This window comes from Halobacteriovorax sp. GB3, from assembly GCF_028649655.1.
GTDB lineage: Bacteria > Bdellovibrionota > Bacteriovoracia > Bacteriovoracales > Bacteriovoracaceae > BSW11-IV.
This window is the reverse complement of sequence record NZ_JAQSLN010000003.1, coordinates 990,012-1,002,422: the sequence shown is the minus strand read 5'-3', so window position 1 is coordinate 1,002,422 and position 12,411 is coordinate 990,012. Positions and strand designations below refer to the sequence as shown.

Genomic DNA, 12,411 nt, shown 5'->3' with positions numbered 1-12,411 from the left:
TCTAAAAACATTTCTTTCTCTTATATAAATACCGATCTTTGATTATGCTATTGCATATCAATTAATAAAAAAGGTTTTTATATGAAAGATGGTAAGTTTTCTCGTCGTGAGTTTGTGGCATTTTTAGGTGGAACTCTTGGAGCTTTGACAGTGAGCTCTCCTCTTGTTTTGAGTGGGTGTAAAAATCAAGAATCACTCATGGGAATTAAGCCTAGTGATTTAGATGATCTTGTTCTCGCTAAGGGACTTGATTACAAGTTACTTGTTGAATGGGGAGCGAAGTTAAATTCCTCTGATACATTCGGTTTTAATAATGATTACACAGCTGTTTTTCCTTTAAATTCAAATGAATTATTAATGTGGGTAAATCACGAGTATATCCATCCAATGTTTGTCAGTGGTTGGCAAAGAGGCTCCAAGAGAACAAAGGAACAAGTTGATAAGGAACGCTATGAAGTAGGTGGTTCTATTATTCATATTAAAAAGAATGATCGCAATGAATGGTCTCTTGTTGAAAACTCTAATTACAATAGAAGACTAACGGCAACAAGTGAAATTCCTCTTGTGGCCCCTCGAAAAATTGCTGGGCACGAAAAAGCAATTGGAACATTTGCAGGTTGTGCAGGTGGAACGACTCCGTGGGGAACAGTTCTTTCCTGTGAAGAAAATTATCAAAATTTCTACGGAGAAAGAGATTCAAAAGGGAGATTCTCTAAGGGCCAATATGGCTGGGAAGAATTTTATCAAATGCCTCCTGAGCACTATGGTTGGGTTGTCGAAGTTAATCCTAAGACTGGGGAGTCAAAAAAACTTACAAGTCTTGGACGTTTTTCACATGAATGTGCAACAACTGTCGTTGCTAAAGATGGGCGCTGTGTTGTTTATTCTGGTGATGATAAGGCGAATGAACATATCTATAAATTCATTTCAAATAAGCCTGGTTCTTTAGATGAAGGAGAGCTTTTTGTTGCCAATCTTGAAAAAGGGCAGTGGCTCTCTCTTGATTATAATAAGCAAAAAGTTTTACAAGAGAATTTTAAAGATCAAACTGATGTGCTTATTTTTGCTCGTGAAGCGGCGAAGCTTTTAGGGGCAACACCATGTGATCGTCCTGAAGATGTTGAAGTTAATCCTAAAAATAATGATGTCTTCGTTTGTTTAACAAATAATTACAATAGTGATAAATTAGAAGACCCAAAAAATAACTTTCACGGAAAGATTTTAAAAATCCAAGAAAAGAACCAAGACCCTTTATCATTAGAATTCAAATCAAGTGACTTTGCCGTTGGTGGAGTTGATAGTGGATTTTCATGCCCGGACAATCTTCTCTTTGATAAGGCCGGGAATCTGTGGATGACGACAGACATGTCAGGCTCAATGATGCATAAAGGTCCGTATAAGAAATTTAAAAATAATGGGCTTTTCTATTTTCCACTCTCTGGCCCAAATGCTGGAGTTGCTTTTCAAATGGCCTCGGCACCAACTGATGCTGAACTTACAGGCTTAACACTTTCACCGGACGGAAAGACAATCTTCTTGAGTGTTCAGCACCCTGGAGAGAAATCTAAATCATTAGATTCTCTAACAAGTCACTGGCCCCACGGTGGAAAAAGCATGCCAAAACCTGCGATTGTTCAAATCTCTGGACCATTGCTTGACTCATTACAGAAGTAAATCTCTGAGATAATAAGGCAAAGCTTAATATAAACATAATTAAGCTTTGCCTCTTTTGCATCAAAGGCGATCTAGTGAGAAAATAGCTGAAATTTCTTTTTAGGAGCCTTTGTGAAATCTATTGTATTTTCTCTTTTCTTTTTTCTCTCATTTTCTATTCTCGCTCTCCCTACAGCTAAGATAATAAAGCTTAAAGGAAGTGCTTCCTATAATGGAAAGGTTTTAAAATTAGGTGATACACTTCAGGGTAAGGGGGTTTTAGAAACTAAGAAGGCAAGTTTTATAAAACTTGAAATTAAAGAGTGGGGTAATCACATTGTTCTAGGACCAAGTAGTGAAATGAATCTGGCCTTAACTTCTAAGGAAGTTCAAAAGAAATATGAAATTACAAAAGGGATTTGTCGCTGGAAGAGTTATCTTAGAAAGAAGCAAAATAAGGGAGTGATCTTTTCTAAGCAGGCCTCAATTGGAGTGCGTGGGACTGATTACTTTTTGAAAGTGAATCCTCTTTTAGGAGAGACAGAAATCGTTGTCTTTGAAGGGCAAGTGCTCTTTTCCAATTTATCAGATCAAAAAGATGCAAAGCTCATTAATGAAAATCAGTGGGGTGGACTTGGTGGTCGCTTTGGAGGAAAGATTTCCAATATATTGACGCTTCCTAGCAATGTCATTGATCACTTTAAGAGGTATCTCAATATTTAAGTATTAATATCCTTATTTCAGATAGTTAGAAATGCTTAAAATGTGTATTTGTGTCGCGTCATCAACTGACAAAAGACCCTGAAAACGGTAGAATCAAATCTGACAGACACACAAGTTTTGAGGCATTTATCTATGAGTGAGGAAACTCCAAAATCTTTTCAAGAAACACACCCAGACAGTTTTGTTCACCTTCATCTTCACACCCAATATTCTCTCCTTGATGGAGCTATTCGATTAAAGGACTTAATTCCAAGAGCACAAGAGCTTGGGGTTCCTGCAATTGCTCAGACCGATCACGGAAATATGTTTGGGGCGATCGACTTTTATTGTCGCTGTAAAGATGCGGGCATTAAACCAATCTTGGGTTCTGAAATTTATTTCACTCCTGGTTCACGCCATGATCGTCGTGCGGCCAAGAGAACTAAGACAGCGAGTTCTCAAGATGAAGAAGAAGCATCAAGACAAATTCACCATTTAATTCTTCTGGCTAAAGACAACACAGGTTTTAAGAACCTTTGTAAACTTTTATCAAAAGCTTATATGGAAGGGTTCTACTATAAGCCAAGAGCTGATATTGAACTTTTAAGAGAACACTCTGAAGGTCTTATTTGTACGACAGCTTGTTTAAAAGGCGAGGTTGGATACAATTTCTTCACTGGTCAAGATGACAGGGCCGTGAAGGCCATTGAGAAACTTGTCGATGTATTTGGAAAAGACGACTTCTATCTAGAGATTCAAGAAAATGGTCTTCCTGAGCAGAAGATTGTTAATGAAAAAGTCATCGAGTACGCCAAGGAAAATCAGTTAAAAGTTGTTGCAACGAATGACTGTCACTATATGACACCTGAAGATGCGAAGGCACAAGAAGTTCTTCTGTGTGTTCAAACGGGAAAGACATATGCCGATGAAAATCGTATGCGTATGACTTCTCAGGAATTCTACTACAAGTCTCCAGAGGAGATGAGAAGTGCCTTCTCTTATATTCCAGAGGCCTGTGATCATACACTTGAAATCGCTGACAAATGTAATGTTGAGCTCAAGTGGACTGATGATGATGGAAAACAGATTTATCACCTTCCTGACTATCCTATTGATACAGGGGAGCCGATGAATGATTACTTTCGTCGAATCACATCAGAAGGACTTGAAGAGAGATTTAAAGGTCCGCATTTTACGAAATTAATTCAACAAGATAATTGGGAATCAGAATTAAGACCTAAGTATTATGATCGACTTAAATATGAAGTTGATATGATTATTGATATGGGATTCCCTGGATATTTTCTGATCGTTGCCGATTTCATTCAATGGTCAAAAGATAATGGAATTCCTGTTGGTCCTGGTCGTGGATCTGGGGCGGGTTCTCTCGTTGCCTATGCCATGCTTATTACCAACATCGATCCTCTTCCATACAACCTTCTCTTTGAGCGTTTCATTAACCCAGAACGTATTTCGATGCCAGACTTTGACGTCGATTTCTGTCAGGCTGGACGTCAAAGAGTTATTGAGTATGTAACGCAAAAATATGGTGAAGATAAAGTTGGTCAGATCATTACTTTTGGTAAGCTTCAGGCCAAGGCCGTTGTAAAAGATGTCGCCAGAGTATTTGATCTCTCTTTTGCTGAAGCCAATATGGTCTCTAAGCTTATTCCTGATGAGATTGGAATCTCTCTTGAAAAGGCCATTGATATGGAGCCTAAACTTCAAGAGCTTATTGAAACGGATCCAAAGATTCGTCAAATTTTCACAATATCTAAAAGACTAGAAGGGCTTTATCGCCACGCTGGTATTCACGCTGCTGGGGTTGTTATTACCAACCTTCCTCTCGTTGAGTACTGTCCACTTTTTAAAGGTGGTAAGGGTGAGAAGGTTATTCAATTTGATAAAGACTTTGGTGAGCAAATCGGTCTTGTTAAATTTGACTTTCTCGGTCTTAAAACACTTACCGTAATTGATCTTGCTTGTGATTTTATTAAAAGAGATCACGTTAAAGGCTTTGATATCGAGGCCATTGATTATGAAGATCAAAATGTTTTTAAATTTATTGGTGATGGAAATACCACTGGTGTCTTCCAGCTTGAATCTTCTGGTATGATCGATCTTTGTAAGAGAATTATGCCTGATTCAATCGATGATATTACCGCCATCAACGCGCTTTACCGTCCTGGACCGATGGGATCGGGAATGCACGATGAGTTCGTTGAGATTAAGCACGGGCGTAAAGAGGAAGCTTATCCTTTTGAAGATCTTAGACCAATTCTAAAAGATACGTACGGAATTATTGTTTATCAAGAGCAGGTAATGAACATTGCAAGGATCATTGCTGGTTACTCTCTTGGTCAAGCGGATATGCTTAGACGTGCCATGGGTAAGAAGAAGCTCAAGGAAATGGAAAAGCACAAGCAGATCTTCTTAACTGGTGCCGAAGAAAGAGGCTATGACCTTAAGATCGCCGAGCACCTCTATGATCTGATGGCGAAATTTGCGGAGTATGGTTTTAACAAATCACACGCTGTTGCCTATTCTTATATTTCTTATCAAACAGCATTTTTGAAATATTACTATCCAGCGTGTTTCTTTGCAGGACTTCTTTCAACGGAGCTTTCAAACGCTGAAAAGGTAACGACGTATATTAACGATGCAAAGAACTATGATGTTGAAGTTCTTCCTCCTGATGTGAATGAGTCCCTTTGGCACTTTAATGTTGTCGAAGATAATCTTCGCTTTGGTATGGGGGCGATCAAGAACGTTGGTGAAAATGCCGTTGAAGAGATTGTTCGCGAGAGAACAGAAAATGGACCTTATATTGGTTTCATTGATTTTTGTGAACGAGTGAATTTAAAGCTTGTTTCTAAACGTGTTGTCGAGTGTCTTATCAAAGTTGGTGGATTCGATGACTGCGAGAAAGAGTTTAACCGTAAGACGATGCTCGAAAATATGGAGATGGTCGTTAGTTATGCTCAAAAGAGACAAAAAGAAAAAGAGTTGGGGCAAACGAGCCTATTTGATATTGGAGCAATGGCCGAAGAAGCGAAGCAGTCGACAAAAGAGCTTTTGGATATAAATCCTGTTGAAGACTTTGACGATAGAGAAAAGCTTCTCCATGAAGCTGAGCTCATTGGAGTTTACGTTTCAGGACATCCGCTTGATCGCTATTCTGATATTCTTTTACAAATGGCATCGATGCCAATTGCTGAAGTTCAAGGTTTAACTGGAGATGGGAAGCGCGATATTGTTCTTGGTGGAATGATTGTTGAACGAAAGAACATCATGACCAAAAAAGGTGACCGTATGTGTTTTGCGACATTGGAAGACCTTTCAGGAAAGATTGAATGTATTGTATTCCCAAGAACATTTCTTGAATTCGAAGAATTGCTCGCTACTGATGAACCGTTACTCATTACTGGTCAGGTGAATTTATCGGAAGATCCGAGAAAGATTTTTCCAACAAAAATTCAAAAGCTCAAAGACCAGGCCGAGACAAGGGTTACTTCAGTACGAATTAATGTTAATATTGATAAGTTCAATGAATACAAACTTGAGAGCTTAAAAAGAGTTCTTCTAAGTTATCGTGGTAGTGTGCCAATGCACATTATCTTTGAACATGAGAATGGTCGAGCGCGACTTCCTCTTGGTGAAGATTATCTCGTCAATCCTACGCCAAAATTGGCGGCAAAGGTAAACGAGGTTCTCAATGAGAATGGAGTGAAATTCATCGTTGATGGGCGCTTAGAAGATATAAATACAATTCAATAAATTTTTGTAGGGATGCATAAAATGGTAAAATGGATTTTAACACTAGTAATGATGACTGTAAGTATTTCTAGTTTTTCAGCTGGACAATATACAGATGGAGAGGGGAGATTTTACTCTCACGAGGATGACTCTCTGACGTTTGTTAAGAAGCAATTGCTCTATCAAGCTTTTACTGATGTCATTACAAAAGAAATGAAAAAGCTTGGACTTGATTCTCAAAACTTTTGGACTCGCTACAATGAAAAATTTGAAGCGGAATTTCAGTTAGTTCAAAATAACTTGAAAGAGAAGTTTGGAATTGAAGAGGATAAAGAAGTTTCGACTAAAGTTAGAAAAGACTTTGAAGATGCTCTAAGAGTTAAAAAACTGAATTTAAAATCGCGCTTTGGTCGCATTGAAAGAGTGATCTCATCTTATTCGGTAAGAAAGATGACTCGCTCGACTCAAATGGCCCAATCTCGTTATATGAATGTTTCTGCCAAGGTGAATAAGAAGCTCTTGACTGAACTCTATTATGATTTCACTAGAACTGAAGACTTTAGAAGTTTTAACAACCTCTTTGTAACAGTTGATTTCAAATTACAAGATATGAGCTGGACTGATCTCGGTGTTAAGCTTGAAAAAGATTTTACGAATGTTATTCATCAGTATTGGAGAAATTGGCTTCTACAATCATTAAATGGCGTTGTTAAAGATGTTATTGTCGCTGATGAGTCAATGAAAGAAAAGCTTGTAAATTACCTCAAGATTCCTGTTGAAGCGACTGCCTATTTTGATAAAGACAAGGGTGTACTCCAAGAGAATACAACCATGGCCATTATGAATATGGATGATGAGCTAAAACAATCTCTCTGGTTAAAAATCAGAGTTGATATCAAAAAGACAGGGGACGATGAACTTGTGATGAAGCGTAACCTTATCTTTGATGGGGACTTTATTCTTCAAGATCTAAACTCTAAGAAAATTGTCAATTATTATGACTTTATTACTGAAAAAGCGAGCTTCTCATTTTCTGATGAGCACGAGTTGAGTTCAAACTCTGCAAGTCTTGTTTATCGTTTACCGATGAATCGCTTTAAAGATATCAAGAAATCTCTGGCCGAAATGCTCAATGAAAAAAAGAGAGTACAACTCAAGCTTAGAGGATTTCGTTCAGTAGGAGAAGTTGAGAGTTTTAGTAAGTATCTTCAAACTAAGGGTGTCACACTTAGATTGTCGACAGATGTTCTCTCGATTGGTGCCAATGAAACAATTCTTCAAGTGGAGTACCGAGGGGAGAATCAAGTTCTCTTTGATCTATTGAAAGGACTCAAAAATAAATCTATTGAACAGGAAACTCGTGTCCTAGGTTTTGAAGATGAGCAAAATCCTTTTATACTAGTAATGAGGGATTTGTCTCAAGGCAAAAAAACTCAGCAATAATTAATAATGTATCTCAAGGATAGAGTTCATGTTGCAAGGTAGATGTAGAAATCTGATTCTAATACTCGGTTTATTTGTGTGGAGTTCTTGTGCTAATCAAGTGATTCAAAGAACTGATCACGGTAAAAGACCAAGACAAAATCCTAGGCAATATTTCAATGGAGTGAAAAAACGTGTCGCTCTTTTAACATTTTTTAATGAATCTCCTTATGGCGGTAAGGACTTAGGTATTACTGCTACAAACGAGCTTTTAAGAGAATTATCTCGTACAGGTGAGTTCATCATTGATCCAATGGCCAAAAAGATTTTTGGTAATTCAAAAGAAATTTATGCTGGAGGCGGGGTTAAACTTGTTCAACTTTCTCGTAAGGCAAAAGTTCAAGGGTTAAATTTCGTTATCTTTGGTCGTGTTATTGAAGCGCGAATTCGTGAGAAGACAGATGAGATCGGACTCGTTCGTGAGACGAAGTCCTATACTGAAAGTAAAGTTGAAATCAGAATCTTTGATGTTAACGGAAATAAAGAAATCTATACAGATACACTTAACGGTTATGCCGATGATAGTTCATTTCGCTTTTTTGTATCCGATAGAGAATCAAAACTTCAGTACCGTAGAGATCTCTTGCGTTATGCAGTTAAAGTCGCTGTTAGAAGAGCGATCCCGAAGGTTCTCGATATTTCGGCGAAGCTTGATTGGGTCGGGCGTGTAGCAAAGATTATGGGGAATAAAATCTATCTTAATGCCGGACGTGAGTCAGGAATTAATATTGGTGATATTTTAAAAGTGATTACTGAAGGGCAGGAGATTTATGATCCTGAGACTGGTGCTTTAATTGGTGTTTCAAAAGGTGAAGTAAAAGGAACCATTGAAATTATCGATTATGTTGGAAAAGATGGTTCTGTGGCCATTTTACACTCGGGAGGATCTGTTCATGAAGGAGACTTCGTTCAGCTCTATTAAGGATATCTATGAACTTTGCCTACCAACTTTTCAAAAAAATGGCCTTTTCTATGGATGCAGAAAAGGCGCATACTCTCTCTCTTAATCTCTTGGCCCATTATCCTCATTTGCTTTCTTTTGTTCAGGGCGAACTAGATAGTGAGGTTTCTAAGTTTGAACTTCAAGTCGGTCGCAATCGCTGGAAATTTCCTGTGGGTCTTGCTGCGGGCCTAGATAAAAATGGAGAGGCCATTGATTTTTTCTCTCGTATATTTTTCGGTGCAGTTGAAGTTGGGACGGTAACACCACTTGCTCAAGCTGGAAATGAAAGGCCAAGGCTTTTTCGCTATATTGAAGAGGAGTCTCTTCGAAATTGTATGGGCTTTAATAATGAAGGGGCCGATGTCCTATTTGATAATGTGATGGGAGCAAATCGTAATAAAAGACCATTAGGAATTAATCTTGGCAAGAATAAGCTAACTCCAGACAAAGAAGCACCACGAGATTATCAAAAGCTTTATCGAAAATTTGCTGGGCTTGCTGATTATTTAGTCGTCAATGTTTCTTCGCCCAACACTCCAGGACTTCGCGATTTACAAAAGGCCAGTGAACTTGAAGAAATTTTTAAGGCATTAGAAGATCTAAGAAAAGAACAAGACTGTCCCTTATATTTAAAAATTGCTCCAGATATTAATACTGAAGATCTTCCTTCTATTATTGAAGTTGTAAAGAAATATAAACTCGAAGGACTGATGGCCACAAATACAACGATTATGCCTGAGAGGGGAATTGGTGGCGTCTCAGGAAAGCTACTTTATGAAAAGGCCCATCACGTTCGTTCCCTATGCTTGGATCATTTAAAAGAAACACCAGAAGTCGAGTTCATTGGTATAGGTGGCTTTTCTCATTTTGATCAAATGTGGGAGTACTGGAAAAACGGGGGGCGTGCACTTCAAATTTATTCGGCCTTTATTTTTCAAGGACCTTCTCTTTTAAAAGAGATCGCGCGAGAGCTTGAAATTAAAATGTCCTACTATGGTGTTTCTAATTTTGAAGATTTATTGAAAGAGATTCAATCACCATGATGAAGATATCTGATATTCCCTACAATATGAATTATAGTATGCTCGAAAACCTCAGAGAAGAAGCGGATGATATAGGGGAGATGAATAAGGGGATTCTCTTTATTTTAGAAAAGGCGAAAGAGCAAAGTCATCAAATCGATCGCGCGTCTCTTCTGTCTTTGGCCGGAACTTATCAGCGAATTACTTGGCAGTTAGAAGAGTCGGAAAAGAGCTTAAAAGAAGCTTATCAAATCTTTAAAGATAATAGAGTTCTTCTCTCTCTTGTGGTTTCAACTCTTCGTCTTGGAAGTGTATATCATTGGATGGGAAAATTTGGTAAAGCGGAAAAACTTTTTACAAAGGCGTTAGATATCTGCTCAAAGAGCACTGATGAAGGTGTTCGTTATTATCTAAGTTTTGCTTACCAACACCTTGGTAAATGTAAATTTGATCAGCATCTTCATAACGAGGCAGAGAAGTACTTTCTAAGGTCACTCGATCTTCGCATTCTACTTGGAGATATGGACTTAATTGAAAGTACACGTCAGGCCCTTAAGGTGAATCAGCAGAAGCTTTCAAGGCTTCCTTAGTTTCTCTTTGAACTTTCTCTGCCATCTCTGGACTTATGCCGTGTGAGAAGTCGATGTGTAAAACTTCATAAAGAAATTCTTCGAGACTAAGCCAATTGTCATCAATCTTAACTTTCTTGCTCCAGGCGCAGATTGTAAGAGGTTTCTCAAAACGTGCCATCATTCCTCCTTTGATTATTATTAGTCATTGCTATGATTAATATTTTATCGAACTTTGATGAGGATCAAAGGAGTATAAAAAACGAGGCCTTTAAATAACTGATGATTAAGGCGTAAGTGGTGAAATATTTGTTTATCTTAACCTTTAAAAAATTGTAATACTCTTTAAAAATTCGTAAATGTCCAAGCGCCCACCAGATTTGACTCTTTCTTTCAAATGATCAACTTTTACTGAGCTAGAGATGATAAGTTCCTGTATTTCAGTTGCAGTCAGATTTTTCTCTAAACTAAGTGCCAACCCTAGTGCTCCACTTACAAAGGGAGCGGCCATACTTGTTCCCGAGAGAACAATGTATTTATCTTTAGGAGCTGTTGAGTAGATATTTCTTCCAGGAGCTGCAAGATGAACCGATTCACTACCATAGCAAGAAAATCCAGCTAGGCGATCTTCTGGGTTATAAGCGGCTACGCTAATCAGATTTGGGCTTTTGTAATTTGCTGGCCATTTAGGATACTCATCATTATTTGAATAGCTATTTCCGGCAGCGGCGACAAAAAGCACGCCATCATTAAGTGAGCTTTGAATGATTTCTTCAAGTGCTTGAGAGTGCTTTCTTGCTCCCCATGAATTATTGAGAACCTTTGCTCCGTTATCAATGGCATAGAGTATCGCCTCAATGGCCTTAGATAATGTTCCTCTTCCTTTTTTATCCATGTACTTTACCGACATGATTTGAACATCGGCCATGACTCCTTTAATTCCTACATTATTGTGAGAAGCTCCGATGATTCCTGCAACGTGTGTGCCGTGTTTATTGTCATCCATAGGATCGGAAGTATTTTTGGAAAAATTGTATCCGTAAATATCGTCGACATATCCATTATTATCGTCATCGACACCTTTTTTTCCATTAAGCTCTTGCGTGTTTACCCAGATATTATCTTTGAGATCTTCGTGCTTATAATCAACACCTGTATCTATAACAGCAACGATTATTTTTTTACTTCCCTTTGTGATCTTCCATGCTTTTTCACTATTTGAATCAGCACCAGCAACACCTTGAATGGGTATTGTTCCTCCATTTCTTCGTGGCTCATTATTTCCTAGGTTCTGATGACCCCATTGAAGGGAGTAGAGGGGATCGGTAGTGTAGAGTTCAGTCTCTTGATCTTCTTCATAGGAGAGGAGCCAAGAAGACTTTCTTGCTCTTAAAGACTCTAGTGATTGTTCGTTAGTTTCAACGAGATAATAATCTCTTCCAAGATGTTTTTTGATCGATAGTTCATTTTGATGAGCAAGAGATTCTTTGTCGTTTACTTTGATGATGTAGTCTTTAGCGTGAGTGTGATTGAGAAAGAGTACCAAAGTGCTTAAAAGAATCAATTTCATAAAATGTATTACCTTTCCATTCCTTTTTTACAGAAGCAAATTCCCTTGCCCTTATAGGTTAAGATCGTATAAGTCGAAGGGTCGAGCTTCTTTCTAAGGTTGGAGACATGAGTATTAAAGTTATTACTAGTGACATAGAAATCATCTCCCCAAACTTGTTTGATGACGTCGTCTCTAGGAATAATCTCTCCAGATTTTTCTATTAAAAATCTTAGTATTTTAAATTCAGTTTGGCTAATTGAGACATCGTCACCTTTAATGCGAAGTCTCTGTTGATTTTGATTGAGAAGTAAATCACCCTTTTCAATGAGTGGAATGAGTTTTAAATTGTCTTCAATTTTGTTCTTTATTCTTAGAGAGTATTCATGAAGAGGGATTCCCGAGCTTAAAAATTCTCTTGAAGAACTGGTTAAGGCCTCTTTTGCGATATCGGGATCATTGTAGCCCGATCGGAAAATAATAGGGCAAGAGTTGTAGTGGATATTTTCTTCTATTTTCTTCGCGAGCTCTAGGCCTGTCATCTCTGGCATCATGATATCCAAGATAATAGCATCGTAGACATTTCCCTGGTTGATCAGAGCAAGGGCCTCTAGAGGGTTGGTTTGTGTTGTGATGTCGAAGTCATTAGAAAGAAAACTTAGAAAGTCGTCAATCTTGAGATCGTCGTCGTCTACGTAGAGAAGGGTCGTTTTCAAAGAAATATTCCTTTTGAAT

The 12,411-nt window shown here is 38.1% G+C and carries 10 protein-coding genes; 7 read left to right on the top strand and 3 right to left on the bottom strand.

The genetic code is table 11. The features are described from left to right. Positions 1-81 precede the first annotated feature (81 nt). The 7 genes from HBN50_RS11235 to HBN50_RS11205 all read left to right on the top strand — a co-directional run bounded on the left by HBN50_RS11235 (position 82) and on the right by HBN50_RS11205 (position 10,148). Positions 82-1,674: a PhoX family protein gene (locus HBN50_RS11235; RefSeq protein WP_273870048.1), complete on the top strand. Its 1,593-nt coding sequence runs from the start codon at positions 82-84 to the stop codon at positions 1,672-1,674. 111 nt (positions 1,675-1,785) lie between these two features. After that, positions 1,786-2,376 (top strand): FecR domain-containing protein, encoded by a 591-nt coding sequence (locus tag HBN50_RS11230; protein ID WP_273870046.1) that lies wholly within the window; start codon positions 1,786-1,788, stop codon positions 2,374-2,376. A 132-nt stretch (positions 2,377-2,508) separates the two neighbouring features. Continuing rightward, positions 2,509-6,132, top strand: coding sequence for a DNA polymerase III subunit alpha (gene dnaE, locus HBN50_RS11225; RefSeq protein ID WP_273870044.1), 3,624 nt, complete (start codon positions 2,509-2,511; stop codon positions 6,130-6,132). 21 nt (positions 6,133-6,153) lie between these two features. Continuing rightward, complete coding sequence (locus HBN50_RS11220; RefSeq protein WP_273870042.1) at positions 6,154-7,554, top strand: hypothetical protein; 1,401 nt, start codon at positions 6,154-6,156, stop codon at positions 7,552-7,554. A 28-nt stretch (positions 7,555-7,582) separates the two neighbouring features. Then, on the top strand, positions 7,583-8,515 hold the full coding sequence (locus tag HBN50_RS11215) for a hypothetical protein (protein WP_273870041.1): 933 nt from the start codon (positions 7,583-7,585) through the stop codon (positions 8,513-8,515). 8 nt (positions 8,516-8,523) lie between these two features. Then, on the top strand, positions 8,524-9,579 hold the full coding sequence (gene pyrD / locus HBN50_RS11210) for a dihydroorotate dehydrogenase (quinone) (protein WP_273870040.1): 1,056 nt from the start codon (positions 8,524-8,526) through the stop codon (positions 9,577-9,579). Next, on the top strand, positions 9,576-10,148 hold the full coding sequence (locus HBN50_RS11205; RefSeq protein WP_273870039.1) for a tetratricopeptide repeat protein: 573 nt from the start codon (positions 9,576-9,578) through the stop codon (positions 10,146-10,148). The genes pyrD and HBN50_RS11205 overlap by 4 nt, the downstream gene beginning before the upstream one ends. Here HBN50_RS11205 and HBN50_RS11200 read toward each other — a convergent pair. The 3 genes from HBN50_RS11200 to HBN50_RS11190 all read right to left on the bottom strand — a co-directional run bounded on the left by HBN50_RS11200 (position 10,111) and on the right by HBN50_RS11190 (position 12,392). Then, the gene (locus tag HBN50_RS11200) at positions 10,111-10,311 is read right to left on the bottom strand and encodes a hypothetical protein (RefSeq protein ID WP_273870038.1); all 201 of its coding nucleotides are present in this window, start codon (positions 10,309-10,311) and stop codon (positions 10,111-10,113) included. The two genes, HBN50_RS11205 and HBN50_RS11200, sit on opposite strands and share 38 nt — an antisense overlap. A 141-nt stretch (positions 10,312-10,452) precedes the next feature. Further along, entirely contained in the window at positions 10,453-11,697 is a 1,245-nt protein-coding gene (locus HBN50_RS11195) for a S8 family peptidase (protein WP_273870036.1), read from the bottom strand. 8 nt (positions 11,698-11,705) lie between these two features. Next, complete coding sequence (locus HBN50_RS11190) at positions 11,706-12,392, bottom strand: response regulator transcription factor (protein ID WP_273870035.1); 687 nt, start codon at positions 12,390-12,392, stop codon at positions 11,706-11,708. Positions 12,393-12,411 lie beyond the last annotated feature (19 nt).